This is a genomic window from Pseudoblastomonas marina (assembly GCF_014641655.1).
Taxonomy (GTDB): Bacteria; Pseudomonadota; Alphaproteobacteria; order Sphingomonadales; family Sphingomonadaceae; genus Alteriqipengyuania_A; species Alteriqipengyuania_A marina.
In genome coordinates this window covers 712,463-737,899 of record NZ_BMID01000001.1, presented here as the reverse complement: position 1 = coordinate 737,899, position 25,437 = coordinate 712,463, and the positions used below count along the sequence as shown (strand labels likewise).

Sequence of the window (25,437 nt, the reverse complement as noted above, 5' to 3'; positions counted from 1 at the left end):
GATGGTTAGGACGATGAATCAACAGCTTGGATCATTGTGAACGCTCACAAGTCAGGCCCGAATATTGTCTGTTCCACACCCCCTCGCTAGGGCTGTGCCAAACAGATACGTAAAAGGATGTCTTCCGCTTGGAAACCGAGACCGCCAGCGACACGCCCGACAATCCCGATGGCGACGATGGCCGCAAGGTGATCGCGCTGGTCGACGACGATCGCAACATCCTCACCAGCGTCTCGATCGCCCTGCAGTCCGAGGGCTTCGCCACGCGCGTCTATTCGGACGGGGCGAGCGCCCTGAAGGCGCTGCGGAGCAATCCGCCCGACCTCGCCATTCTCGACATAAAGATGCCGCAGATGGACGGGCTCGAATTGCTGCGCGAGCTGCGCAAGAGTTCCGACCTGCCGGTCATTTTCCTCACCTCGAAGGACGAAGAAAGCGACGAGGCGCTCGGCTTGTCACTGGGGGCAGACGATTACATCGCGAAGCCCTTCAGCCAGCGGTTGCTGATCGCGCGCGCCCGCGCGATCCTGCGGCGCGCCGATTTCGCCGCACCGGCACCCGACATGGGCCAGCCCGAAGAACACGACCGTCCCGAGCAGGACGGCGTGATGCGTCGCGGCAGACTGTGCATGGATCCCGATCGCCATCGCGTGACCTGGGACGGTGAGCCCGTGTCGCTCACGGTGACCGAGTTCCTCATCCTCGAGGCGCTGGCCACCCGCCCAGGCCTGATCAAGACGCGCAACCAGCTGATGGACGCAGCCTATAGCGACGACGTGTTCGTGGATGACCGCACGATCGACAGCCACATCAAGCGGATGCGTCGCAAGTTCCGCAAGGTCGACGGTGAATTCGGGGCCATCGAAACGCTCTACGGGGCGGGCTATTCCTTTGGCGAAGCCTGACCCAGCAGCGGACGGGAACGGGCCGGTCGGCGCACCCGCCGCGCCGCTGCGCGATCCGCTATTCTGGACGCGCAGCATTCCGCTCACCGCGCGGATCCTGTTCGTCAACATTTTCGCGCTGGCGTTGTTCGCGGGCAGCCTGTTCTATCTCGATTCCTACCGCAACCAATTGCTGGTCGAACGGTTCGAGACCGCACGCAGCGAGGCGGAGATCGTGTCCGATGCGCTGGTAGCGCTCCCCGATGCCGAAGCCCGCGAGCGGCTGATCGTCGAAATTGCGCGCGACCAGCGTTCCCGCATCCGCACCTACGATCCGCGGGGGCGCCTCGTGGCCGATAGCTTCGATCTCGCCGAGCCGGGCTATACACTCGGCCCGCCGGATAGCGGCAATTTCTTCAGGCGCCTGCCCGGCTACCTTGATCGCGCGACCGACGCGCTGCTCGGCGCCCAGCCCGTCCCCCCCTATCGCGACCCGCAGCGCGAAAGCGCGAGCCAGTGGAACGAGATCGCCGCCGCACTCGCGACTGGACGCACCGTCGTGTTCCAGCGCTACGCACCGGATCGCACCCCCGTGATCACGGCCGCGGCCCCGATCGGTTTTTCGGGCGAAGCAGTGCTCGTATCGGCCAATCCACGCGACATTACGCAAAGCGTGCGCGATGCGCGCGGGACACTCGCACTGATCATCCTCGTCGCGCTGGCCGCTTCGATCCAGCTTGCGCTGTTCCTCGCGCGGACGATCGTGACCCCGTTGAAGGACCTCGCCTCGGCCGCCAGCCGGGTGCGGATGGGGCGCGAGCGCGAAGTGGTCGTCCCCCGCCTCCCCGAACGTGGCGACGAGATCGGTCAGCTGGCGCGCGCGGTTTCCGACATGGCCGAGGCCTTGCGCAACCGGATCGACGCGGTCGAAAGCTTCGCCGCCGATGTCGCGCACGAACTCAAGAACCCGCTCGCCTCGATGCGCAGCGCGATGGAATCGCTCGAACGGGTCGAGCAGCCCGAATTGCGCACCCAGCTGCTCGACATCATCGGCGCCGACGTGCGCCGCATCGACCGGCTCGTGACCGAGATTTCCGACCTCAGCCGGATCGATGCGGAGATCAGCCGCACCGAGTTCGAAGTGATCGATCTCCACGCTTTGGCCGAGCGCATCGTGGAGGCGCGCCGCCGGCCCGAGAGCGACAGCGAGAACTGGCTCGAGCTGGTTGCCTCGACTCCGGGCCCGTTCACCGTCCGGGGCGACGAGAGCCAGCTCGAACGGGTGATCGAAAATCTCATCGACAACGCCCAGTCCTTTTCCCCGCGCGGAGCGCCGGTCTCGATCACGGTTGCGCGCCAGGATCGCAAGGTCCAGCTAGCGGTCAGCGATCGCGGCCCCGGGATCGCCGAGGAATTGCGCGAGAAGGTATTCGAGCGCTTCTACACCCAGCGGCCCGAGCCCGACGGCTTCGGTCGTCACAGCGGGCTTGGCCTCGCCATCGCGCGCACCATCGCTCGGGCCCATGACGGCACGCTCGAAGTGGGCGCACGGCTCGACGGAGAGAACGGCGCGCGCTTCGTTCTCAGGATTCCGGCCAAATGAAGAAGCTGCCCAACGTCACCGGTGTCGCGATCGACGGGCGCGGGGTTTTGATCGCCGGACCATCGGGCAGCGGCAAGTCGAGCCTCGCGCTCGAACTGATCGACCGGGGTGCGCGGCTGATCGGCGACGATGGCGTGGTCGTCTCGCCCGAAGACGGGCGGCTGCACGCTGCGCCGCCGGTCGAAACCGAAGGCTTGATCGAGATCCGCAATGTCGGGATCGTCGAGATGGAACCGGTCGGGGCGCCCGCCTGCCTGTGGATCACGCTCGCCAAGGATCCCCCGCGCCTGCCGCTCGGACCGGAACAGCGCAGGGTCGCCGGCTGCACCGTTCCCGAGATTCGGCTCTATCCTTCCAAGCTCGCGCTCGCGCTGCGGGTCGAGGCGGCGCTCGATATGTTCGGGCTCGATCGATAGGCCTTCACATCGCACCGCCGAAGGTCCACACCCCGCGAAGATGAGCGAAACGCACGACAAGCTGGAATTGCTGCTGGTCACCGGGCTGCTCGGAGCCGGCAAGACCACCGCATTGCGCCAGCTCGAAGACCTCGGCTGGGAAATGATCGACAATTTCCCGCTCCGTTTCCTCAAGCGTCAGGTGCAGGATCTGCTCGCCGAAGGTCCGGGAAGCTCCGCCGTCGCGATCGGGTTCGATGCCCGGACGCGCGAATTCGTGCCGCGCAAATTCCTCGAATACCTCGCCCTTCTCGAAGCGCGCGACGACGTCTCGGTCACCCTCCTGTTCGTCGATTGCGCCGGCCAGGAGCTCGAGCGCCGCTATAACGAGACTCGACGACCGCACCCGCTGGCGCAGGGGCGCCCCGTGCACGAGGCGCTCGCGGCCGAGCGCGAACTGCTCGCCCGGCTGCGCGAGCGCGCCGACTTCGTGATCGACACGACCAAGTTCACCCCGCACGACCTCCAGCAATCGATCCGCGAGCATTTCTCCCCCAAGAGCGAGCGGCGGATGGCGCTGAGCGTGATGAGTTTCGGCTTTGCGAGAGGGATACCGCCGGTTGCCGACCTCGTTTTCGACATGCGCTTTCTCGACAATCCGCATTGGGACGAGAAGCTGCGCCCGCTCACCGGCGAGGATGAGGCGGTGGCGCGGCATATCGAGAACGACCCGGCTTTCGCCGACGCCTATGGCCAGATCGAGGACCTGATCCTGACTTTGCTGCCACGCTACGAGGCGCAAGGGCGCGGCTACCTCACGATTGCGTTCGGGTGCACCGGCGGACGCCACCGTTCGGTGTTCACCGCGCGCAAGCTGACCGAGCGGCTTCGCGCCACCGGACGCAGCCCGACACTCATTCATCGGACGCTAAAATCGCGCGGCGCAGAGCTGGTTGAAGGCACTCAGCCACAGCCTTGATACATCCGGGCTGACATAACATCCGTAAAGGTCTAAGGGCCGCTGTCCTACGCATTGGATTAGAGCAATTACGCACTGATGATCGGTATCGTACTCGTTACGCACGGCCAACTCGCCGAGACTTTCGTCGAGGCGATGGAGCACGTGGTCGGCACCCAGAAAGGCGTCGCGACGGTCTGCATCGGACCGAACGACGACATGGAAGCGCGCCGGCGCGAAATCGCCAAGGGCGTGAAGGACGTGAACGACGGTGCCGGAGTCGTCATTCTCACCGACCTGTTCGGCGGCACCCCCTCCAACCTTGCCATCTCGCTGATGCGCGAAGGCGAGGTCGAGGTAATCGCCGGGACCAACCTGCCGATGCTGATCCGCCTGGCCGGTGCGCGCAAGGCGATGGCATTGGGCGACGCGGTAACCGCCGCCCGCGAGGCGGGGCGCAATTACATCACCGTGGCGAGCGAATTCCTCGCGCAGGAAGCCTGAACCCGAGTGCCCTGCGAAACCGTCACCATCGTCAACGAAAAGGGCCTGCACGCGCGAGCCAGCGCGAAATTCGTCGGCATGGTCAGCCAGCTGGCGGACGGGCTCGACGTGCAAGTCGGCAAGGATGGCACCCGCGCGGGCGGCGGTTCGATCCTCGGCCTGATGATGCTCGGCGCGGCGCGCGGCGACACGATCGAGATCTGCGTCGACGGCGAGAATTCCGACGCTGCGCTCGCCAAGCTGGTGGGGCTCGTCAAAGACGGCTTCGGCGAGGACTGAGGCAGCGTTGGCCGAGCGGCGCACCATCACCGGGTTCTCTAATCCCACCGTCAAGTTCATGCGCTCGCTGCGCGAAAAGAAGCAGCGCAAGCGCGAGGGCAGGTTCCTGGCCGAAGGTTTGCGCCTGCTGACCGATGCGCGCGAGACCGGCCACGTGCCCGAATTGCTGGCGCTGGCAACCGGTCGCGAACCCCATCCCCTGCTCGATGCGCTCGAAGCGGCGGTAGGGGATGCCGGTGGCGAAGTGCTCGAGATGGAGCCGGCGCTGCTCGCCAAGGTCACCGGGAAGGACAACCCCCAGGCGGTCGCCGGGGTGTTCGCCGAATTTGACACGACGCTCGACACGCTCGATCGATCCTCGGCCAATATCTGGCTGGTGGCGCAGGCACTGCGCGACCCGGGCAATCTCGGAACCATGCTACGCACTGGCGACGCGGTGGGCGCCGGCGGGTTGATCCTGGTCGACGATTGTGCCGACCCGTTCTCGGTCGAGGCCGTCCGTGCGAGTATGGGGGCGCTGTTCACCCAGAGAATCGCGCGTGCCCCGTGGGAGGAATTCCACGCCTGGTTGCGACAGGGCGAGGGGGAAACCGGGGGCCAACTGGTTGCAGCGTCGCTGCGCGACGCCGTGCCGTATCGCGGCGCTCCTTTTACCGCACCCTGCTTCGTCATGGTCGGCAACGAATCGCGCGGACTGCCCGAAGCCTACGAAGCCGCCTGCGACCTGCGCGTGACGATGCCGATGAAGGGCCGCGCCGACAGCCTCAACGCCGCGATCGCCGCCGCAGTGCTCGCCTATGAGGTGCTCGACACGTTCGAATAACGCTAAATTTGCCTTGCGCGACACCGTTCAGGAGAAGTCGGGAACGGGCCTTGCGGCGAGTTAGTGCAAAATACATGATATGTTACTAGGTGACCTTAATTCCTAAACCTCAACAGGCTCCCCATGGATAACGCTGCCACGTACGAACGCCCCGACATGTGTCGGCGGGCCGCTCCGCGCACCAACCTCTTCGTCATGGCAACGCTGGTGTCCGACACGATGTCGGGTGCGGTGAGGGTTCGCAACCTGTCCGAAAGCGGGGCTCTGATCGAAGCCAACAATTTGCCCGATGCCGGCGCTACCTGTCGGCTTATCCGTGGAAACCTCTCGGTCCCGGGCAAGGTCACGCGGCGTAGCGAGAAGAACATCGGTTTCCAGTTCGAACGGCGCGTCGCGGTCGATTCATGGATGAAGAGCGGGCATGAGCACCAACAGCAGGTCGATCGCATCGTCCAGCAGGCGAAACATGTGTACCCGGTGGCAGACAAGGCGCATATCGCCAGCCATACGCTGAAATCGACCGTCGGGGAGCGCAACGATCTTCACCAGATCGCCGACAAGCTGGACAAGCTGGCCGATCTCCTGAGCAACGATCCGGAGGTGATCGCGCGCTACATGAACCAGTTGCAGGTGCTCGACCTCGCCTCTCAGAAACTGCGCGCGCTGGGCTGAAGCCGAGCAGTCCAGTGCCGCCTCAGTCGCCGGCGATGAAGGCGACGATCCGGTAGCCTTCGGGGCCGGGCCGCGCGAGCAAGCGATAATCGACCATCGATCGCAATCGATCGCTGCGAATGAAGCCCGTGCGTTGTCGGCCATCGCGGACCTCGAGATATTCGGCCTCCGGGTCCCAGCCCTCGACCAGCGTCACCAGTCCCCAGTCGATCCGCGCACGCACCAGCGCTTCGGGGGCGGCCGCGGCGCGGAGCGGCACGTCGCTGCCGGTCACCAGCATCGCCTCGAAATAGTCGATGTCGCCGAAGTCCTGCGCCCAGTGCCACGGCAACGTGAGCTCGCCGCCTTTCATGACCGCGCAGCCGAGCAGCAGCACGCGATCGAGTTCTTCCCACAGCGCATAACCAGGATCGTCGAGCCGCGCGGCGAAGGTTTCCCAGCCCGAGCCCCCTCCGAAATCGAGTTCGACCTCCGGCGCGACCAGCGGGCGCAGCATCGCCGCATTGCGGTTGGCGACCGCGGTGGTGAGCGTGTGGCGAAAAGCCTGCGCCGCCACATCGCCGCGACAATCGTCGCGCGGCGGATAGCTCTGCTGGGCGGAGATGGGCGTGGAAAGCGCCGCCATCGAGAAGACAGCGGAAAGACACAGGGATTTCACGGAAAACCTCCCCCGATTTGCGCGCCCCCCGAGCTTGGTAGCAACTACTCCCCCGCCTCGCGACCCTCGTTGGTGCCGTCCTCGATCTGCGCGGCGTCTTCGGCGGTGTAGGTAGGAGTCTCGGCGATCTGGGGAATTTCCTCGATCTCGCGCTTGCCGATCTCGATCCCCTTGTCCTGCAAGCGACGCCCGGCGGAGAGAACATTCCTCTCAAATGAACCGACGAACTTGTTGTAATTCTTGACCGCGCTTTCGAGCCCGCCACCGACGCGCTTCATGTGCTCGGCGGCGATGGCGAGCCGGTCGTAGAGCTCGGCGCCCATCTTGCCGATCTCGACCGCTTCGCGCGCTATCGTGTCCTGCCGCCAGACCTGCGCTACCGTGCGCGCGATCGCCACCAGGTTCGTAGGAGTTGCGAGCAAAACCTTGTTGCGGAATGCGAAATCCCACAGCTCGGGGTCGTGTTCGAGCGCGGCGGCGACGAAATGCTCGCCGGGGACGAACATCACGACATAGTCGGGCGAATCGTCGAACTGGCTCTGATAGCTTTTCGAACCGAGCGTCTGGACGTGGCTGCGCATCGACTTGGCATGCAGGTCGAGATGGCGCACGCGCTCCTCGTCGCCCTCGGCCTCGAATGCTGCCTGGTAGGCGTTCAACGACACCTTGGCGTCGATCACCAGCTTCTTCTGGCCGGGCACGTGTACGATTGCATCGGGTCGCAACCGGCCCTCGTCGGTATCGAGCGAATGTTCGAGGTCGAAATCGGTGTGCTCGGACAGGCCGCATTGCTCGAGCACGTTCTGCAGTGCACGTTCGCCCCAGCGCCCACGCGCCTTGGGCGCATTGGTGAGCGAATTGCCAAGCCGCTGCGCCTCGCGCCGGACCTCTTCCTGGCCCTTCCGCATTTCCTCGATCTGCGTCCGAAGCCCGCTGAACGCGTCGGCGCGCTGTTTCTCCAGGCTGCCGACCTGCTCCTCATAGGCCTTGAGCCGCTCGCTGACCGGCTTCAACAGCGAAGCGACCGCTTCCTTGTTGGCCTTCTCTGCCGAGCCGAATTTTTCGTCGGCGCGCTTGAGGAATTCCTCCTGCGCCTTCGACAGGACCTCGCCGCTGGTCGCCTTGAACTGGTCGACCAGCGCTTCGCGCGCCTCACGCATCTGTTCCAACTGCTTGTCGAAATTGGCGGCGTTGGCTTCGAGCGTCGCGATTCTGATCTGCGCCTCACCCAATTCCTTGGTTGCCCGCTTGAATTCCTCCTCGCGCGCTGCGCCCGTAGCTTCGCTCTCGGCCAGCTTGGCCTTGAGGTCGGAGGCCGGGCGCGAGCCGATATACCAGCCAACACCGCCGCCAAGAGCGAGGCCGATAACAAGTGCGATGATAGCGAGAACGGTCGGATCCATGCGCCGACGTTACGCGGAACGGAAACGGAACGCCAGAGGATCGATACTCTCTTCCCCGTCATTCCCGCGAAGGCGAGAAGCCACGGCGACCTGGCACGACCTCACTCTGGATCCCCGCCTGCGCCGGGGATGACCAAAAGAATCAAGCCGCCTGCAGCTTCCTGAGCTTCTTCAGCGCCATGTTGCGCTTGAGGCGCGAGAGGTGGTCGATGAACAGGATGCCTTCGAGGTGGTCCATCTCGTGCTGGATGCAGGTCGCCATCAGGCCCGTCATGTCTTCCTCGTGCACATTGCCATCGAGGTCCTGGTAGCGGACGCGGCAGGTCGCGGGACGATCGACGTCGGCGTAGATGTCAGGCACCGACAGGCAACCTTCCTGGTAGGTCGCCAGTTCCTCGGCCGGGTCAAGGATTTCGGGATTGATGAAGGTGCGAGGGTTGCGGACCACCGGGCGGTGGTCGTGGCCGCATTCGTCGTCGCCGCAATCTTCGGCATCAGCGCTTTCGTCGGGCTCCTGCAGGTCGATCACGAGCACGCGCTTGGGCACGCCGACCTGGATCGCGGCGAGGCCGATGCCCGGCGCGGCGTACATCGTCTCGAACATGTCGTCGACGAGGGTGCGCAGATCGTCGTCGAACTCGTCCTTCTCGACGGGAGTCGACACGGTCTTGAGCCGGGGATCCGGCACTTCGAGGATTTCACGGATAGCCATGGATGCTATTTAGTCGCACTTAGGCGCGCTTTCAATCCACCGGACGCCGCGCGCGCAGCGCCTGTGCCAGAGTGCCTTCGTCGAGGTAATCCAGTTCCCCGCCCACCGGCAGGCCATGCGCCAATTGCGTGACCTTGACCGGGAATGCCTCGAGCCGCTCGGCGAGGTAATGCGCGGTGGTCTGGCCTTCGAGCGTGGCGTTCATGGCGAGAACCACCTCGTCCACGCCCCCCGCTTCGACCCGTTGGAGGAGCTCGCCCACCGTGAGGTCCTCGGGCCGCACACCGTCGAGGGCCGATAGCCGCCCGCCGAGCACATGATAGGTACCTTGGAACAGCCGCGCGCGATCGAGTGCCCACAGGTCCGAGACGTCCTCTACCACGCAGATCGACTTCGCATCGCGGCGGGGATCGGCGCAGATTCCGCAAGGGTTGCGGGTATCGACGTTGAAGCAGGTCTCGCATTCGACCAGCGTGTCCTGCACCGCCGCCAGCGTCTCGACCAGCTGCGGCAGCGCGCGCTCGCGGTTCTTGACCAGCCACAGCACTGCGCGCCGCGCCGAACGCGGGCCGAGGCCGGGCAGCCGCGCCAGGGCCGAGGCCAGCGCTTCGATCTCTTGCGATGCCATGGGGGCACAGATAGGGCGCGATCACGCAATGCGAAAGGATCGCGGGAAAGCTATGCGCATCGTCTTCATGGGAACGCCCGATTTCGCGGTGCCGACGCTCGCCGCGCTCGACGAGGCGGGGCACACGATCCCGGCGGCCTACACCCAGCCGCCGAGGAAGGCCGGGCGCGGCAAGAAACTTCAGCGCACGCCCGTGCATGAAGAGGCGGAAACGCGCCATATCGAGGTGCGGCATCCGGAAAGCCTGCGCGATGTCGCCGAACAAGCGCGATTGGCAGAGCTCGAGCCCGACCTGCTGGTGGTCGCGGCTTACGGGTTGATCCTGCCGCAGGCGGTGCTCGACATCCCCACGAAGGGCGCACTCAACGTCCATGCCTCGCTTCTGCCCAAATGGCGTGGTGCTGCACCGATCCAGCGGGCGATTCTTGCCGGCGACAGCGTGACCGGGATCACCATCATGCAGATGGAGGCCGGGCTCGATACTGGGCCGATGCTCGCGACCGCGCGCGTGCCGATCGAAAACAAGACCGCCGGAGCGCTGACCGAGGAACTGGCCGAGATCGGCGCGCAACTGATGGTCGGCACGCTGCGCGACCTCGACCTGCACCAGCCGATCGAGCAGGATGACAAGGAAGCGACCTACGCCAAGAAGATCGACAAGCGCGAGGCGCGGCTCGACTGGTCCGAGGGCGCGGTCGCGCTCGAGCGCAAGGTCCGCGCCTTCGCACCCTTCCCCGGCGCATGGTTCGAGCACGAGGGCGAGCGCTTCAAGGTCCTCGCCGCGGAGGTACACGGGCATGAAGGCATCCCCGGCAAGGTCCTCGACGACGAGCTGACGATCGCCTGCGGTTACGGTGCGCTGCGCCCGACCCGGATCCAGCGCGCGGGCAAGCCGGCGATGGATACGGCCGACCTGCTGCGCGGTTATGCCCTCCCCGAAGGGACCCGGCTCGCTTGACCCGGTTCGCGCTCACCATCGAATTCGACGGCGGACCGTTTTTCGGGCTCCAGCGCCAGAAGGACGGGCCGAGCGTGCAGCAATCGCTCGAAGAGGCGATCCACGGCGTCACCGGCGAAGAGGTGCGCGTCCACGCCGCCGGTCGCACCGATGCCGGCGTCCATGCGCTCGGCATGCGCGTCCATGCCGATATCGCGAAGGAGATCGCGCCGTTCCGGCTGATGGAGGCGATCAACGCGCATCTGCGGCCCGATCCGATCGTGGTGATCGCGTGCGAGACGGTCGACGATGATTGGCACGCGCGCTTTTCGTGCGTGGAGCGAAGCTATCTCTACCGCATCCTCAACCGCCGCGCGCGCCCGACGCTCGATCGCGGCCGCGTCTGGCATGTCGCGACCGAACTCGACGCGGCAGCGATGCACGAGGCCGCGCAATCGCTCGTCGGCCGTCACGATTTCACGACCTTCCGCTCGGTCCATTGCCAGTCGGACAGCCCGGTGAAGACGCTCGACCGCCTCGACGTCGAACGCCACGGCAACGAAGTTCACATCCACGCCGCGGCACGCAGCTTCCTCCATCACCAGGTCCGCTCGATGGTCGGGTGTCTCTCGCTGGTCGGAAAGGGACAATGGACGGCGCAGGATTTGCGCCATGCGCTCGAAGCGCGCGATCGGCAGGCGCTGGGGCTGAATGCACCGCCCGAGGGGCTGTATTTCGTCGAGGCCGCATATCCCTGACTGCGGTTGTATTCGGTCCCACCGCACCTTAACATAAGTTGCAAAGGAGAACCCAATGACCACCACCGGCAAGCAGCTCTTCACCACGCTCGAAAGCGACGGTACCCTCACCCTCGAAATCGCCGAGAGCACCTTCCCCGATCCGAAGGACAATCAGGTTCTGGTCAAGATGGAGGCCGCGCCGATCAACCCATCCGATCTCGCGATCCTGACCGGGGCGGCTGATTTCGAGAACGCCGAGTATTCACCGGGCAAGGTGGTCGCCAACATGCCCGAACCGTTCAACACCGGTTCGAAGGCGCGTCACGGCCAGCGCCTCCCCGCGGGCAACGAAGGCGCGGGCACCGTCGTCGCTGCGGGCGACGGCGAGATGGCGCAAGCGCTGGTCGGGCAACGTGTCGCCTGCGTGCCCGGCACCGCGTTCAGCCAATATGCGATCGCCGACGCCACGATGTGCCTGCCGCTGGGCGATCACAGCGCCGAGGAAGGCGCATCGAGCTTCGTCAATCCGATGACCGCGCTCGGCTTCGTCGAGAACGCCAAGGCCGATGGCCAGGGCGCAATCCTCCACACGGTCGGCGCCTCCAATCTCGGCCAAATGCTCAACCGCATCTGCCAGGAAGACGGGATCGCGCTGGTCAATATCGTGCGCAAGGACGAGCAGGCCGAACTGCTCAAGTCGCAGGGCGCCGAATGGGTGGTCAATTCCTCCGACGACGATTTCATGGACCAGCTGCGCAAGGCGATCGATGCGACCGGCGCGTTCTACGGCTTCGATCCGATCGGTGGCGGCCAGATGGTCGACCATTGCTTCAAGGCGATGGAGCAGGTCGCGGTCGCGAAGATGGACGAATATTCGCGCTACGGCTCGAACCAGGCGAAGCGCATGTTCATCTACGGCCGGCTCGACTTCGGGCCGACCACCCTCACGCCGTCCTATGGTTTTGGCTGGACGCTGTCGGGCTGGCTGCTGACGCCGTTCCTCCAGAACGCCGGGATGGAAACGGTCATGCGGATGCGCCAGCGCGTGCTCGACAACCTCACCACGACCTTCGCCAGCAGCTACAAGAAGAAGGTCGGGCTCGAGGAAATGCTGACCAAGGATGCGATCCTCGATTATCGCAAGATGGCGACAGGCGAGAAATACCTCGTCACACCCAATGGCTGACCGCCGGTCCTGCACGAGAGCAGGCCGTAAAAACCGCAACAGGTGAAAATGGGCTCCGAGAGATCGGGGCCCTTTTTACTGTTCGGGTGCGGCCTCTTCCTCGCGCCGCCGCGGTTCGACACGGATCCCGTCCTCGTCGATGCGGAAATCGATCGGCACGTCGGCATCCCCCTCGATCACGACCTCGCCGTCGCGGATCCGCATTCGAGCTCCGTTCTCGCCGAGCGGGATATCCTCGATATCGGGCACGTCCTGCGGCTCGATCGGGGTGCCGGGGTCCTCCGCCGGGGCCGGCGAAGGCGACGGGAGCGCGACCCGACCGCCGAGCGCCGCGGTCATGAAGTCACGCCAGATACGCGCCGGCACGGTGCCTCCCGAAACATTGCCGAGCGGCGAATTGTCGTCGTTGCCGACCCACACGCCGACTACGAGGTCTCCCGCAAAGCCAACGAACAGCGCATCGCGATTGTCCTGCGTCGTGCCGGTCTTGCCGAAATTGGGCACCCGCAGCATCGCCGCACGCCCGGTGCCCTTGTTGATCGCTGCACGCAGCAGCGTCTGCATGTCGTCCTGCACCCGGCGCGAGAAGCCGCCGCCGCTGGTCAACTGCTCGAACCAGCTCTTCTCCTCGGCCGGGAAGGCGCGCGGTTCGACCGGGTATTCGCCCGCCGCGACCGCAGCGTAGGCCGCGGTGAGTTCCATCAGCGTCATCGTCGAGGTGCCGAGCGCGACGCTCGGATCGCCCGGCGTGATCGACGAGCTCACACCCAGCCGCCGCGCGACATCGATCACCGCGTCGTCGCCGACTTTCTGCCACAGCCGCACCGCCGCGACGTTCGAAGAGCGCGCGAACGCCTCTTCGAGCGTGATCGCGTCCGAATAGCGCTCGCCCGAGTTCTGCGGGCGGTACGAACCCTCGGTGATCGGGCGGTTGTCGATCGTGTCGGTGGGTCGCATCCCCGCCTCGAGCGCGGCGAGGTAGACGAACAGCTTGAAGGTCGAGCCGGGCTGCCGCTTGGCCTGCGTCACGCGATTGAACGCGCTTTGCGAATAGTCGCGCCCCCCGACCATCGCGACGACTTCGCCGTTGGGACGCATCGCCACCAGCGCGACCTGCGCCCCGCCCGGTGCGCGTTCGACCGCTCGCCTGGCGGCCGCCTGCAACCGCGCATCGAGCGTAGTCGTGATCGTCGCGCGATTATAACCGACCTCGGACAATTTCCGCGCCTCGGGCAGCGCCCAGTCGGCGAAATAGGTGCCGGTCGGCAGGTCGCGCTCGGTCCGGACGTCGAGCGCCGGCGGGCGCATTGCGGCGGCCTGCGCTTCGGTCAGGAAGCCTGCCTCGACCATCGAGCCCACGACCAGCTTGAAACGCTCCTTGGCGAGGTCGTAATTCTTGGTCGGCGCAAGCCGCGAGGGTGCTTTGAGCAGCCCTGCCAGCATCGCCGCCTGTTCGGGCTTCAGGTTCTCCGGCTTGCGGTAGAAATAATGCATCGAAGCCGCACGCAGCCCGTACATGTTGTCGCCGAAATAGGCGTTCGAGAGGTAGCGTTCGAGGATCTCGTCCTTGGTCAGTCGCGCTTCGAGCCAGAACGCGATCAGCGCCTCGCGCGCCTTGCGCGTGAGCGTCCGCTCGGGGGTGAGGAAGGTGAACTTGGCGAGCTGCTGGGTGATCGTGCTGCCCCCGCCCACGCCGGTGAAGACCGCGCGCCCGATCCCGCGCGGATCGACGCCCCAATGATCGTAGAACCGCCGGTCCTCGATCGCGAGGAAGGGCTGGATGACGTGCTCGGGTAGCTCGGCGACCTTGACCGGCTCGGCCACCATCGCCCCGTTGCGCGCGATCGGCGTGCCGTCGGCGGCGAGCAAGGTGATCTGCGGCGCAGCGATCGGCTGCAGCGACTTCGATAGTGGCGCAGTGATGGCAAGATAGGCGACGAGCAGCACGAAGATCGCGAGGCAAGCGAGCAGCCCACGCTTGATCCACCAGCCCCATGAGTGACCCCCGGCAGGAGCGAGCTTGCCCGCCGCACCGCCCGCCCCGCCTTCGAGATCGGTCTCGAGTTCGGCCAGTCGCCGATCGTAATCGGACAGCCGCGCTTCGAACTGCGCACGCTCTTCGCGCTGGCGGCGCCCGAACGGCCAGAAGCGTCTCCATCCGGATTCGGTGTAGGTCGAACCGTGCATCACTGCTGTGTTAACAGCTTAAGACAGCCTTCGCCAAGCTTAACCTGCGCCGACGGCGCTTTCGGGCAATTCCTCGCCGAAAACGCGCTGGTAATATTCGGCCACAAGCATGCGTTCGGTCTCGTCGCACTTATTGAGGAACGAGAGGCGGAAGGCGAAACCGATATCGTCGAAGATCGCGGTATTCTGCGCCCAGGTGAGCACGGTGCGCGGGCTCATCACGGTCGAGATGTCGCCGTTGATGAAGCCCTGGCGGGTGAGGTCGGCGACCTTGACCATCGCGGTGACGGTCTTTTCGTCGACGCCCTGCGCCTTGGCCGAGACGATCTCGACCTCGGTGTCCTGCGGGAGATAGTTCAATCCGACGACGATGTTCCAACGGTCCATCTGGCCCTGGTTGATCGCCTGCGTACCGTGATAGAGCCCGCTCGTGTCGCCGAGGCCCACCGTGTTGGCAGTGGCGAACAGGCGGAAATACGGATCGGGGCGGATCACGCGGTTCTGGTCGAGCAGGGTCAGCTTGCCCTGTTGCTCGAGCACCCGCTGGATCACGAACATCACGTCGGGGCGACCGGCGTCGTATTCGTCGAACACCAGCGCCACCGGGTGCTGGAGCGCCCACGGCAGCAGGCCTTCGCGAAATTCGGTGACCTGCAGCCCGTCGCGGAGCACGATCGCGTCGCGACCGATCAGGTCGATCCGGCTGATATGCGCGTCGAGATTGATGCGCACGGTCGGCCAATTGAGCCGCGCGGCGACCTGTTCGATATGGGTCGACTTGCCGGTACCGTGATAGCCCTGGATCATCACCCGGCGATCATGCGCGAAGCCGGCGAGCACCGCCTTGGTGGTCTGCGGATCGAAGACGTAATCCTCGTCGAGATCGGGCACGCGCTGGTCGGCCTTGGAAAAGGCCGGGACCTTCCAGTCGAGATCGATACCGAAGGTTTCGCGCACGTCGACTTCGGTGTCGGGAGCGGCGAGAATGGTGGTTTCCATGGAGGTCGGCTTGCTATCGGTGCTCTCGGTCATGGCGGGCGAGTTAGGGAAGCGCGGGGCGGGCCGCAATAGCTATCCCCGCTCGACAGCAATGTTCGACCCGCGCATTGTGTGCCTCAATGACCCGTCCTTCCCCCTTCGACCGCGCGACCGAAGCGTTCCGTAGCCGCCTGGTGTCTCAGGTGCGCGCGACCTTCAATGACGTCGAGGGCGGCCAGCAACCGGTCCCGCCTTCCGACGAGGCGCTGTTCGAGCGCGATTCGCCGATCCGCATGGTCCATGCCGATGTCGTCGGAATGATGGTCGGCGGCGTGCGCGGACTGCTGCTGCAGATGCTCCATCCGCACGCATTGCAGGGCGTGCTCGATCATTCGGACTTCCGGGCCGACATGCACGGCCGGTTACGCCGCACCGCGCGCTTCATCGCAGTGACCACTTTCGGCCATCGCGACGAGGCGATGAATGCCATCGCGCGGGTCAATCGAATACACGGCCAAGTCAGCGGCAGGTTGCCTGACGGCACGCCCTACTCGGCGCGGAATCCGCGCACGCTCGCCTGGGTCCATCTGGCCGAAGCGCTGAGCTTCCTCGATGCCTATCGCGCCTTCGTCCGCCCCGACATGCCGCGCGCCGCGCAGGACGAGTATTTCCGCCAGTTCGCGGTCGTCGCGCGAATGCTCGATGCCGATCCGGTTCCCGAAAGCCGTTACGAAGCCGAACAGCTGTTCCGGGACTTCCGGCGCGAACTGGAGGGCTCCGCGCAGGCTCGCGAGGTCGCGCAATTGGTGCTCGCCGCCAAGCCCGAAAGGGCCCCGGCAGCGGTCCAGCGCGCCATCGCGACTGCTGCTGTCGAACGACTGCCGCCCTTCGCCCGCGCCATGCTCGGCCTCGAGCGCCCCGGGATCGGCGCCCTGCCTGCCCGCTTGGCCACGCAGGCGATGGGCCGCACGTTGCGCTGGGCGTTCCGACAGAACGGCGGGTATCGCAACCCGGACTAGGCGTCGGCCTTGGGCGGGAGTTCGAAGCAGGCGAGCAGTCGTTCCGCCAGCGTGCGGTCTCCTGCGATCGTCAATTCCGCGTCGCGCTCGAGTTCGTCTAGTGGGACGTCGCCATAGACATGCGCGGCAATGATGGTTGCCGCAGGGGCGCGAATGATCGCATTGCATCCATCGATTTGTCCGCGAACAATCGGGAGATCCCCGGTGAGCGAGGCGACGAAGGTCTCGCCCCCGATATCGAAGCCGACCGAGCCTTCCAGCGGCGCGAGCCGCTCACGTACCAGCATGGTGCGGAACGACAGCATCAACGAGACAGGCGACAGCGGCAATGTCGGGTCGTGCCGCGAAGAACGCGCGGCCCAGCGCCCCACCTCCTGGATCAGGGGCTCCGCGCACTGCCCCCAGTCCGTCAGCCCGTAGAGCCGCGCCGGCGTCGGGGGTGGCACCTCGATCCGTTCGACGACGCCCACGCCTTCGAGGCTTGCCAGTCGCTCGGTGAGAACCTTGGCCGAAATCCCCGGCAGGCTCGCGCGCAGGTCGGAAAATCGACGTGGCCCGAACATCAGCTCGCGGACGACCAGCAGCGCCCAGCGCTCACCGATCACCTCCATGCCGAAAGCCGTTCCGCACGCGTCGTCATACCACTTGCCGTGCAGTGTAGTTTCTTTTTGTAACTTCATTGTTGATTTATGTAACTGAGCGGGTCATTCTTCGCAAGTCGCGAGTCGGAAAAGGGAGAGAGCAAATGTATATCGACGGGTTCGTGATCGCGGTCCCCACCGCCAACAAGCAGAAATTCATCGACCATGCGAAATACGCGGACAGCGCCTTTGTCGACATGGGCGCGACCCGCATCGTCGAGTGCTGGGCCGACGACGTGAAGGACGGCAAGACCACCGATTTCCGCATGGCGGTGAAAGCCGAGGAGAACGAGAGCGTGGTGTTCAGCTGGATCGAATGGCCCGACAAGGCGACTCGCGATGCGGCAATGGAAAAGATGATGTCGGAGGATTTCGACGATCCGCGCATGGACATGGAGAAGAACCCGATGCCGTTCGACGGTGCGCGGCTGATCTATGGCGGCTTCGCCCCGGTCGTCGAACTCGGGGGAGACTGAGCGATGAACGACAAGCATGGCGATTTCATCTGGTACGAGCTGCTGACCGGCGATGCCGAAGGCGCGAAATCCTTTTACGGGCCGCTGCTGGGCTGGGAATTCGCCCGCGCCGACATGCCGGACATGGAGTACCACCTCATCACCAAGGACGGCGTCGAAGTCGGCGGGATCATGCCTCTGACAGCAGAGATGACCGCCGGCGGGGCCCAGCCGATGTGGGCCGGCTATGTCGCTGTCGACGATGTCGACAAGGCCGCCGAGCAGGCCACGGCGAAAGGAGCTTCGGTGCTGATGGCGCCGAGCGACATTCCCGATGTCGGACGCTTCGCGATGATCATGGATCCGCAGGGGGTGCCGATCTACCTGATGACGAGCGAGGGCGCGGTGAGCGAGAGCTTTGCCAAGCACGAACCGCGCGAAGGCCATTGCGCCTGGAACGAGCTCGTCACCGCCGATCCCGCCGCCGCCAAGGCGTTCTACACCGACCTGTTCGGATGGGAGAAGGTCGACGAGATGGATATGGGCGAGATGGGCCTCTACGAAATGTTCTCGGTCAACGGCTACACGCTCGGCGCGATCATGAAGAAGCCGGACATGATGCCGTTTTCGGCATGGGTCTATTACCTGCGAGTGCCCGAGATCGACGCTGCGGCCGAATACGTGACGGCGCATGGCGGGCAGGTCATGACCGGGCCGATGGAGATTCCCGGGGGCGAATTTATCATCAACGGCATGGACCCGCAGGGCGCGTTCTTCGCATTGATCGGCAAGAAAGGGAGCTAGGCGGATGGCGCAATTCACATTCTATCACAACCCGATGAGCCGGGGCGCGATCGCTCATTGGGCGCTTATCGAAGCGGGCGCGGATTTCGAAACCGTGCTGGTCGAGTGGGGCGCAAAACCGGCGGGTCTCACCAAGGCCAATCCGATGGGCAAGGTCCCGACCCTCGTCCACCATCACGGCGACCACGATCACGTGGTGACCGAGGCGGCAGCGATCTGCCACTATCTCGCGCATACTCACCCCGATTCAGGCCTGCTGCCCAACGACCACGAGGCGGCGAGCTATTTCCGCTGGCTGTTCTTCGCTGCCGGGCCGGTCGAAGCGGCGGTCACGGCCAAGGCGATGGGTTGGGAAGTCGACGAAGAGAAGCGCGCGATGGCGGGGTTCGGCACCTACGACCTCGTCGTCGACACGCTCGACGAGTGGCTGTCGGATCATGATTTCGTCTGCGGTGATCGCTTCACCATGGCCGATGTCTATGTCGGTAGCCAGGTCGATTGGGGACTGATGTTCGGCTCAATCCCCGAACGCGACGGCTTCAAGGCATACCAGCAGCGCATCCAGGCCCGTGCCGCCTACAAGGCAGCGCGCGCCGCCGATGCGAAACTTCACGCGGAGATGACCAATGGCTGACGAGAATGTCGCCCTCTGCCTGTGGTTCGAGAGCGGCGCCGAAGAGGCCGCGCGGTTCTATTGCGACCTGTTCCCCGACAGCGAGGTACACGCGGTCAATAGATCGCCGAGCGACTGGCCCGGCGGCAAGGCGGGCGACGTCCTGACGATCGGCCTCACCCTGCTCGGCCTGCGCGCGATGGCGATGAACGGCAATACCGACGATACGTTCAGCAATGCGATGTCGCTGCAGGTCTTCACCGAGAGGCAGGAGGAAACCGACCGCTACTGGGACGCATTGCTCGGCGACAACGGCACACCAATGGCCTGCAGCTGGCTCACCGACCGCTTCGGCATGCGCTGGCAGGTAATTCCGCGCGGGCTGATGGACGGGCTCGATCACGAAGACCCCGAGGTGCGCGCGAGGGTCTTCGCGGCCATGCAACAAATGGTGAAGATCGACCATGCGGCGATCGAAGCCGCGATCGCGGGAGAATAGGCCATGCCCCGCAAGATTACCGGCGCCGCCTTCATCTCGCTCGACGGTATCGTGCAGTCACCCGGTGGCCCGGACGAAGACCCGACCGGCGGCTTCGACGAGGGAGGCTGGGTCTTCAAGCTCTGGGACGAAGGGCTCGAGCCAACGCTCGGCGCGCTGTTCTCGGGCGAATACGACCTTTTGCTGGGTCGGCGGACCTACGATATCTTCGCAGCCTATTGGCCGTATGTCGAAGGCGAGAACAAGCCGATGGGCGAAGCCTTCGATCGCGCGAACAAATACGTGTTGACCCGCGACAAGACGGAGCTCGAATGGCAGAACAGCCACCGGCTGGCTGGGGTGGACAATGTCGCGCAGCTCAAGGCAGGCGATGGTCCGCGCCTCGTGATCCAGGGGTCGAGCACGATCTACCCCGACCTCCTCGCCGCCGGGCTGATCGACGAACTCATCCTGATGATCTTCCCGCTCACGCTCGGCCAGGGCAAGCGCCTGTTCGGCACCGGGACGCCCGTCGATCGGCTCGAAATGACCGCGCATACGGTCACGCCCCGGGGCACCACCATCGCGACCTATCGCCCGGGCGGCGAACTCCCGCCCTATCCCGACACGGCCCCCGACCCGATCGAAAGCGAGGCCGAAGCGGTACGCCAGCAAAGGATGAAGGAGGGTCGCTGGTAAGGCACGGCGGGTTTCGGCCTTGATCTGACCGGCTCGCCGATCGAACCGGAACCACTCCGGCCGATCGGTGATTGGGAGGGCAAGGAGGCACGCAGTGACATATTACATTTCCACCACGCTCCAGGCTTCGTTCGAAGATGCCCTGGCAAGGACCGAACAGGCGCTTTCCGAAGAAGGTTTCGGGGTGGTGACGCGAATCGACATGCGTGAGACCCTGAAGCAGAAGCTCGGGGTGGATTTCCGCGCCTACACCATCCTCGGCGCCTGCAATCCCCGAGCTGCGTACGAGGCGCTCCAGATCGAAGACAAGGTCGGGACGATGCTGCCGTGCAATGTCGTGGTTCAGCAGCAGGGCGAAAATGAGGTCGAAGTGGCGGCAATCGATCCGCTCGCATCGATGCAGGCGATCGACAACGGGAAACTCAAAGCCGCAGCGGAGGATATCCGGACCAAGCTTTCGAGGGTGATCCGTGCACTTGGCGGATGAACTTGGCCGTCACCCGATCGCGGAGGATTTCCTGAGCAACTGGTAGGCTTCGACTACGCGACCCAATCGCGCCTCGTGGCGGCGATCTCCGCCATTGCGGTCAGGGTGATAACGCCGAACGAGCTCGGAATAACGGCGGCGCAGGCGATGGCGGTCGACATCGAGACCGAGCCCCATCGCGTCGAGCGCCTTGGCCTCTTCCTTGGTGAAGCGCCCGTCCTGCGCCATTTCTGCCTCGCGCCGGGACCGGCTCTTGATGCCGTGGGCACGCGCGCCGATCGCGTCGAGCGGATCGTCGAAATCGGCCCAGCGCGGGAGCCCGTCCACTCCCGCAGTCGAAGTAAAGGCACGGCTGCCGGTCGCCCAGCCCGCCGAGGGAGATTGCGCGGCAAGGATTTCCTCCGCGCTCAGGCCTTCGAAGAAATCGTAACCGGCGTTGAACTCGCGCACATGATCGAGGCAGAACCAGCGATATTCGCCCGGTCCGTCGAAATTGGATCCGCGCCAGCCGGGAGCGCGAAATTCACCCGCTTCGCGGCAGGTCGGATGCTCGCACACCCGCTCGGCACCTTCATGCCGTCCATGGAACCTGTCGCGTCGCACGCCCTTTTATCTGGTATCGCTCCGTGCAATGAAAACCCCTTGAAGGACGAAGCATGACACAAACCGGCCCGATCGAACGCGAATTGCGCGCCATGCTGGAACGCGAACTTGCGCCGGAACGGCTCGAAATCGCCAATGACAGCGCAAAGCATCACGGCCACGCCGGTGACGACGGCAGCGGCGAATCGCATTTCTCGATCCTGGTCGAAAGCGACCGCTTCGAAGGCCTGACTCGGCTAGAACGCCAGCGGCTCGTCAACCGGGTGCTCGGCGACCTGCCCGGCCAGCGCATCCACGCGCTGTCGGTCAAGGCGCTGGCGCCGGGCGAAAGCGCATGACCATGCCAATCACCCAGACGATCGAGCCGGTCACCCACGATCTCGGCCAGTTCGAGGTCCGGCGCGTGCTGCCCTCGCGGGCACGGACCATGGTCGGTCCCTTCATCTTCGTCGACGAATTCGGACCCGCGCAGCTCGACCAGGGATCGGGCATGGACGTGCGCCCGCACCCGCATATCAACCTGGCCACCGTCACCTGGCTGTTCGAGGGCGCGATCGACCACCGCGACAGCCTCGGCACCTTCTCCACCATCCGCCCCGGCGCGGTGAACCTGATGACCGCGGGCAAGGGCATCGTCCATTCCGAACGCAGCCCGCAGGACGAACGCGACGGCGGCCCGCGCCTGTTCGGGATGCAGACCTGGCTCGCGCTGCCCGATCGCAAGGAAGAGATCGACCCCGCCTTCGAAACGCATGACGCCCTGCCCCTGATCGAGGATGGCCGGGCGAGCGCGCGAGTCATCATGGGCGAGCTGTGGGACGAAAGCGCGCCGACCACGACCCATGCGGAAACGATCTATGCCGAAATCAATCTCGCGCCCGGCGGCACCATCCCGGTCGACAGCGAGGCCGACGAACGCGCGGTGATGCTGGTCGACGGCGCGGCCAAGGCCGATGGCGTCGAGCTCGAACGCTATCGGCTCTACGTCCTCGCACCGGGGCGCGACATCGCGCTGGCATCGGCAACCGGGGCGAAGATCATGCTGCTGGGGGGCGAGGCATTCGACAGCGAACGCCACGTGTGGTGGAACTTCGTCAGCTCCAGCCGCGAGCGCATCCATCAGGCCAGGGAGGACTGGCGCAAGGAGCGGTTCCCTCTCGTCCCCGGCGACAGCGAGGAGCGCATCCCCATCCCCGACGGCCAACCCAAGACGGTAAGTTACCCATGAACGAAACGCCCGCGAAGACCGCCGAGGGGCAGGTCGTCTGGATCACCGGGGCCTCCTCGGGCATCGGCCGCGCGCTGGCGCATGAATGGGGCGCACGCGGTGCAAAGCTGATCCTGTCGGGACGCGATTTGCAGCGCCTGTCCGCAGTCGCCGACCGCACCGGCGCGGAGACCATCACGGTTCCGTTCGACGTGCGCGACAGCGAGGCAATGCAGCGCAGCGTCGAACGCGCGCTCGCCTGGGCCGGACGGATCGACGTGCTGGTCAACAATGCCGGGATCTCGCAGCGTAGCCTCGCGCTCGAAACCTCGATGGAGGTCTATCGGCAGATCATCGATATCGACCTCGTCTCGCAGATCGAACTGACGCAGGCGATTTTGCCGAAAATGGTCTCACAGTGCGGCGGCAAGCTGGTCTTCATCTCTTCGATCGCGGGAAAGGTCGGCGTGCCGCTCCGCACCGCCTATTCCGCTGCGAAGTTCGGGCTGATCGGCTATGCCGATGCCTTGCGGGCCGAGGTGAAACAGCACGGGATCGACGTCCACGTGATCGCGCCTGGCTCGGTCGCGACCGACGTTTCGAAGAACGCGCTCGGTGCCGATGCCAAGCCGCGCGGCTTCAGCGACGAAGCAATCGACAACGGTATGCCGGTGGGCAAGGCCGCGCGCGAGATCGTCGATGCGGTGACCGCCGGTGAGCGCGAGGTGATCGTATCCGACGGTGCCGAGCGCCGGATGGGGGAACTGCGCAAGACCCAGGACGAGGTCTTCGACCGCATGGCCGCGCTGATGGAAGAGGGCTATGCCGAGAAGCTCGGCGCAAGCGGAGGGAAATGATGCACCAGCAACGGGTCAAACTCGCCAACGGGATCGAACTCGACGTGGTCGACGAGGGCCCGCGCGATGGCGAGGTCCTGATCTTCCTCCACGGTTTTCCCGAGAGCCACCGCACCTGGCGTCACCAGATCGCGCATTTCTCGAAACAATATCGCTGCATCGCACCCGACCAGCGCGGCTATCGCGGATCGTCGAAGCCGCAGGAGGTCGAGGCCTACACGCCCGACAAGCTGATCGGCGATGTCTTCCTCCTGGCCGACGCGCTCGAGGTCGAGAGTTTCACCGTGGTCGGCCACGATTGGGGGGGCGCGATCGCCTGGGGCGTGGCGCTGGGCGGGCAGATGAATGGCCGCGTGACCCGCGCCGTGATCGCCAACGCCCCCCATCCGGCGGTTTTCCAGCGGCTGCTCTATCTCGACGAGGGCCAGCGCCGCTCTAGCCAGTACATGCGCGGCTTCCGCGACACCGCCAACGACGAGCTGGTGCGCGAACACGGGCTCGTCGGCATCCTGATGAAGGAAGTGAAGTGGGATCGTCCCTCCGCGATGGAGCAGGAAGAGCGCGACGCGCTGATGCGGGACTGGCAGGATCGCGACGCCGCCTTCGGCATGCTCAACTGGTATCGCGCGAGCCCGATCGACGTCCCCCCGATGGACGCCCCGTTCGAGATTCCCGAAAGCTACAACCCGCCGCCGCTACCCAAGCTGGCGATCCCGACGCTGGTGATCTGGGCAATGGACGATCTCGCCCTCCCTCCGCAGAACATCGAGGGGCTCGAAGAGGTGATCGACAACCTTACCATAGCGCAAGTGCCCGATTGCGGGCACTTCGTCCCGTGGGAAGCGCCGGAGGCGGTCAACGAGGCGATGGAATCGTTTCTGGGCCGCGCTTCGGCCTGACCACTAGGGCGCCACCCACTCGATCCACGCACCGTGCGGGTGCGCGTTGGTGAGCTGCACTTCCTGTTCGCCGCCGGGCCAGTAGCGCACGCGGCACTCATGCTTGTGCGTATCGCGGTTCGCCTCGACCGCGATCCAGGCCAACGGCGCATCTTTGGTCGCTTTCGCGCCGGCCGCCTCCATCGCCGCGGTGATCCGGGCCTTCTTGTCGTCGGGCAGGTATTGCCAGATAACCGAGTGCATCAGCACCTGCGTCTCCCCCTCCCGGCGCGGTTCGGCAAGCTGCGCCTCGACGAAGTCGGCGGCGTCCGCCTGCACCAGCCCCGGCGGGCTTTCCATCGCGCTCGCGATCACGCGGTCGATCCGCATCAGCCGTTCGGTAAATTCGGGCCAGACATAGGCTTTCAGGCGCGCCTGTTCGGCCGGATCGGTGAGATCGATCGGTGCGATGTCGCACCCGATCGAGCGACGCAACCTGATCTCGCGATCGGGCGGCGGAGACCCACGCCATTCGGGCGCCAGTTCCACCACCGGATTGCGCTTGCCCACGCGCACTCCGCCCAGATCGTAGGCGAAGCGCCGAAGCATGAGGTTCGCCCCCGCGCTCGAGCCGATTTCGAACGGCGCAAAGGTCGCGGGCAGCCCCCGTTCGGCGAGCCAGAGCATGGCGGCAATGAAATTCGCCGATCGTCCGATCTCGTTGGTCTGCGGCGGGGTATCGAGCCACGGCATCAGCACCGCCTCGTGGCGCTCGATCACGTCGGCCAGCAGTTCCGTGACGTCCGACACGCGCTTGCCGGTATAGAGCGGCCTCAGATCCGGTTCTTCGCCCGACAGGTGCAGGGCGTGCAATCCGCCCGCCACGCGCAAGGGCAACGCATCGGCCAGCGGCGGCCCGGCCCAGCGCCGGACCCGCTCCATCATCATCCCCCCGCGCGAGGTTTCGAGCAGGCCGTACACCCCCTCGCAAACGCAGGCGGTAATGTCGGCCCCGTTCGAGCGACAATAGGCGACCTGGTTCTCGAATGCGGTCGCCACCGCTTCTGCCCCGGTCGCGTCGATATCGATGGCTTTGTACTCGGCGTCCATCCACTCTCCTTGTCGCGTGCCACTGGCTGGCCTACATGG

General features: G+C 65.3%; 31 protein-coding genes. 22 read left to right on the top strand and 9 right to left on the bottom strand.

The genetic code is table 11. The features are described from left to right. The first annotated feature begins 188 nt into the window (after positions 1 to 188). The 8 genes from IEW49_RS03630 (at position 189) to IEW49_RS03595 (ending at position 6,118) form a co-directional block, all read left to right on the top strand. Positions 189 to 905: a response regulator transcription factor gene (locus IEW49_RS03630; RefSeq protein ID WP_229658205.1), complete on the top strand. Its 717-nt coding sequence runs from the start codon at positions 189 to 191 to the stop codon at positions 903 to 905. Beyond that, entirely contained in the window at positions 892 to 2,487 is a 1,596-nt protein-coding gene (locus IEW49_RS03625) for a stimulus-sensing domain-containing protein (RefSeq protein WP_229658065.1), read from the top strand. The genes IEW49_RS03630 and IEW49_RS03625 overlap by 14 nt, the downstream gene beginning before the upstream one ends. After that, complete coding sequence (locus IEW49_RS03620) at positions 2,484 to 2,903, top strand: HPr kinase/phosphorylase (protein ID WP_188641400.1); 420 nt, start codon at positions 2,484 to 2,486, stop codon at positions 2,901 to 2,903. The genes IEW49_RS03625 and IEW49_RS03620 overlap by 4 nt, the downstream gene beginning before the upstream one ends. Positions 2,904 to 2,943: 40 nt before the next feature. Continuing rightward, complete coding sequence (rapZ, locus tag IEW49_RS03615; protein ID WP_188641399.1) at positions 2,944 to 3,861, top strand: RNase adapter RapZ; 918 nt, start codon at positions 2,944 to 2,946, stop codon at positions 3,859 to 3,861. Between the two features lie 78 nt (positions 3,862 to 3,939). Then, positions 3,940 to 4,344: a PTS sugar transporter subunit IIA gene (locus IEW49_RS03610; protein WP_188641398.1), complete on the top strand. Its 405-nt coding sequence runs from the start codon at positions 3,940 to 3,942 to the stop codon at positions 4,342 to 4,344. A gap of 6 nt (positions 4,345 to 4,350) precedes the next feature. Further along, positions 4,351 to 4,623, top strand: a complete 273-nt coding sequence (locus tag IEW49_RS03605; RefSeq protein ID WP_188641397.1) for an HPr family phosphocarrier protein — start codon at positions 4,351 to 4,353, stop codon at positions 4,621 to 4,623. Between the two features lie 7 nt (positions 4,624 to 4,630). Next, entirely contained in the window at positions 4,631 to 5,446 is an 816-nt protein-coding gene (locus tag IEW49_RS03600) for a TrmH family RNA methyltransferase (RefSeq protein WP_229658064.1), read from the top strand. Positions 5,447 to 5,569: 123 nt separating this feature from the next. Beyond that, on the top strand, positions 5,570 to 6,118 hold the full coding sequence (locus IEW49_RS03595) for a PilZ domain-containing protein (RefSeq protein WP_188641396.1): 549 nt from the start codon (positions 5,570 to 5,572) through the stop codon (positions 6,116 to 6,118). Positions 6,119 to 6,140: 22 nt separating this feature from the next. Here IEW49_RS03595 and IEW49_RS03590 read toward each other — a convergent pair whose 3' ends face one another. The 4 genes from IEW49_RS03590 to recR all read right to left on the bottom strand — a co-directional run bounded on the left by IEW49_RS03590 (position 6,141) and on the right by recR (position 9,519). After that, on the bottom strand, positions 6,141 to 6,776 hold the full coding sequence (locus tag IEW49_RS03590) for a hypothetical protein (protein WP_188641395.1): 636 nt from the start codon (positions 6,774 to 6,776) through the stop codon (positions 6,141 to 6,143). Between the two features lie 44 nt (positions 6,777 to 6,820). Then, positions 6,821 to 8,179, bottom strand: coding sequence for a DNA recombination protein RmuC (locus IEW49_RS03585; RefSeq protein WP_188641394.1), 1,359 nt, complete (start codon positions 8,177 to 8,179; stop codon positions 6,821 to 6,823). Between the two features lie 142 nt (positions 8,180 to 8,321). Next, entirely contained in the window at positions 8,322 to 8,891 is a 570-nt protein-coding gene (locus IEW49_RS03580) for a peptide deformylase (RefSeq protein WP_188641393.1), read from the bottom strand. Between the two features lie 31 nt (positions 8,892 to 8,922). Further along, positions 8,923 to 9,519, bottom strand: coding sequence for a recombination mediator RecR (recR, locus tag IEW49_RS03575; RefSeq protein ID WP_188641392.1), 597 nt, complete (start codon positions 9,517 to 9,519; stop codon positions 8,923 to 8,925). A 52-nt stretch (positions 9,520 to 9,571) separates the two neighbouring features. Between recR and fmt the strand changes: the two genes are divergently transcribed. Genes fmt through IEW49_RS03560 form a run of 3 tightly spaced genes read left to right on the top strand, consistent with a single transcriptional unit; the run spans position 9,572 to position 12,382 of the window. Then, a complete protein-coding gene (gene fmt, locus IEW49_RS03570; RefSeq protein WP_188641391.1) occupies positions 9,572 to 10,477 on the top strand; it encodes a methionyl-tRNA formyltransferase in 906 nt (301 codons plus the stop codon). Further along, positions 10,474 to 11,214, top strand: coding sequence for a tRNA pseudouridine(38-40) synthase TruA (truA, locus tag IEW49_RS03565; protein WP_188641390.1), 741 nt, complete (start codon positions 10,474 to 10,476; stop codon positions 11,212 to 11,214). Before fmt ends, truA begins: the two co-directional genes overlap by 4 nt. 55 nt (positions 11,215 to 11,269) lie before the next feature. Continuing rightward, entirely contained in the window at positions 11,270 to 12,382 is a 1,113-nt protein-coding gene (locus IEW49_RS03560; protein WP_188641389.1) for a zinc-binding dehydrogenase, read from the top strand. Positions 12,383 to 12,457: 75 nt separating this feature from the next. Here IEW49_RS03560 and IEW49_RS03555 read toward each other — a convergent pair whose 3' ends face one another. Then, positions 12,458 to 14,569: a transglycosylase domain-containing protein gene (locus IEW49_RS03555; RefSeq protein WP_188641388.1), complete on the bottom strand. Its 2,112-nt coding sequence runs from the start codon at positions 14,567 to 14,569 to the stop codon at positions 12,458 to 12,460. Positions 14,570 to 14,608: 39 nt separating this feature from the next. After that, positions 14,609 to 15,601, bottom strand: coding sequence for a cobaltochelatase subunit CobS (gene cobS / locus IEW49_RS03550; protein ID WP_188641387.1), 993 nt, complete (start codon positions 15,599 to 15,601; stop codon positions 14,609 to 14,611). An 86-nt stretch (positions 15,602 to 15,687) separates the two neighbouring features. Here cobS and IEW49_RS03545 point away from each other — a divergent pair, with 86 nt between their 5' ends. Next, positions 15,688 to 16,566, top strand: a complete 879-nt coding sequence (locus IEW49_RS03545; RefSeq protein ID WP_188641386.1) for an oxygenase MpaB family protein — start codon at positions 15,688 to 15,690, stop codon at positions 16,564 to 16,566. On the opposite strand, the gene IEW49_RS03540 is transcribed toward IEW49_RS03545, so the two are convergent. Beyond that, on the bottom strand, positions 16,563 to 17,246 hold the full coding sequence (locus IEW49_RS03540) for a winged helix-turn-helix transcriptional regulator (RefSeq protein WP_188641385.1): 684 nt from the start codon (positions 17,244 to 17,246) through the stop codon (positions 16,563 to 16,565). The two genes, IEW49_RS03545 and IEW49_RS03540, sit on opposite strands and share 4 nt — an antisense overlap. A gap of 65 nt (positions 17,247 to 17,311) precedes the next feature. Here IEW49_RS03540 and IEW49_RS03535 point away from each other — a divergent pair, with 65 nt between their 5' ends. From IEW49_RS03535 to IEW49_RS03510, 6 genes are all read left to right on the top strand, one after another. Beyond that, on the top strand, positions 17,312 to 17,683 hold the full coding sequence (locus tag IEW49_RS03535; protein ID WP_188641384.1) for a DUF1428 domain-containing protein: 372 nt from the start codon (positions 17,312 to 17,314) through the stop codon (positions 17,681 to 17,683). 3 nt (positions 17,684 to 17,686) lie between these two features. Then, positions 17,687 to 18,466 (top strand): VOC family protein, encoded by a 780-nt coding sequence (locus tag IEW49_RS03530; protein ID WP_188641383.1) that lies wholly within the window; start codon positions 17,687 to 17,689, stop codon positions 18,464 to 18,466. 4 nt (positions 18,467 to 18,470) lie between these two features. Next, entirely contained in the window at positions 18,471 to 19,100 is a 630-nt protein-coding gene (locus IEW49_RS03525; RefSeq protein WP_188641382.1) for a glutathione S-transferase family protein, read from the top strand. Continuing rightward, positions 19,093 to 19,578 (top strand): VOC family protein, encoded by a 486-nt coding sequence (locus IEW49_RS03520; RefSeq protein WP_188641381.1) that lies wholly within the window; start codon positions 19,093 to 19,095, stop codon positions 19,576 to 19,578. The genes IEW49_RS03525 and IEW49_RS03520 overlap by 8 nt, the downstream gene beginning before the upstream one ends. Before the next feature lie 3 nt (positions 19,579 to 19,581). Further along, on the top strand, positions 19,582 to 20,256 hold the full coding sequence (locus IEW49_RS03515) for a dihydrofolate reductase family protein (protein ID WP_188641380.1): 675 nt from the start codon (positions 19,582 to 19,584) through the stop codon (positions 20,254 to 20,256). A 94-nt stretch (positions 20,257 to 20,350) separates the two neighbouring features. Next, on the top strand, positions 20,351 to 20,743 hold the full coding sequence (locus tag IEW49_RS03510; protein ID WP_188641379.1) for a DUF302 domain-containing protein: 393 nt from the start codon (positions 20,351 to 20,353) through the stop codon (positions 20,741 to 20,743). A gap of 9 nt (positions 20,744 to 20,752) precedes the next feature. Here the strand turns inward: IEW49_RS03510 and IEW49_RS03505 are convergent, their stop codons facing one another. Then, positions 20,753 to 21,346 (bottom strand): J domain-containing protein, encoded by a 594-nt coding sequence (locus tag IEW49_RS03505; protein WP_188641378.1) that lies wholly within the window; start codon positions 21,344 to 21,346, stop codon positions 20,753 to 20,755. Between the two features lie 53 nt (positions 21,347 to 21,399). Here IEW49_RS03505 and IEW49_RS03500 point away from each other — a divergent pair, with 53 nt between their 5' ends. From IEW49_RS03500 to IEW49_RS03485, 4 genes are read left to right on the top strand one after another with little or no spacing between them, the layout of a single operon-like run. Beyond that, entirely contained in the window at positions 21,400 to 21,684 is a 285-nt protein-coding gene (locus IEW49_RS03500) for a BolA family protein (RefSeq protein ID WP_188641377.1), read from the top strand. Then, a complete protein-coding gene (locus IEW49_RS03495; RefSeq protein ID WP_188641376.1) occupies positions 21,681 to 22,574 on the top strand; it encodes a pirin family protein in 894 nt (297 codons plus the stop codon). The genes IEW49_RS03500 and IEW49_RS03495 overlap by 4 nt, the downstream gene beginning before the upstream one ends. Next, positions 22,571 to 23,410 (top strand): SDR family NAD(P)-dependent oxidoreductase, encoded by an 840-nt coding sequence (locus IEW49_RS03490; RefSeq protein WP_188641375.1) that lies wholly within the window; start codon positions 22,571 to 22,573, stop codon positions 23,408 to 23,410. Before IEW49_RS03495 ends, IEW49_RS03490 begins: the two co-directional genes overlap by 4 nt. Beyond that, positions 23,407 to 24,309, top strand: a complete 903-nt coding sequence (locus IEW49_RS03485) for an alpha/beta fold hydrolase (protein WP_188641374.1) — start codon at positions 23,407 to 23,409, stop codon at positions 24,307 to 24,309. Before IEW49_RS03490 ends, IEW49_RS03485 begins: the two co-directional genes overlap by 4 nt. Before the next feature lie 3 nt (positions 24,310 to 24,312). Here IEW49_RS03485 and IEW49_RS03480 read toward each other — a convergent pair whose 3' ends face one another. Further along, positions 24,313 to 25,398 (bottom strand): DUF2332 domain-containing protein, encoded by a 1,086-nt coding sequence (locus IEW49_RS03480; protein ID WP_188641373.1) that lies wholly within the window; start codon positions 25,396 to 25,398, stop codon positions 24,313 to 24,315. Positions 25,399 to 25,437 lie beyond the last annotated feature (39 nt).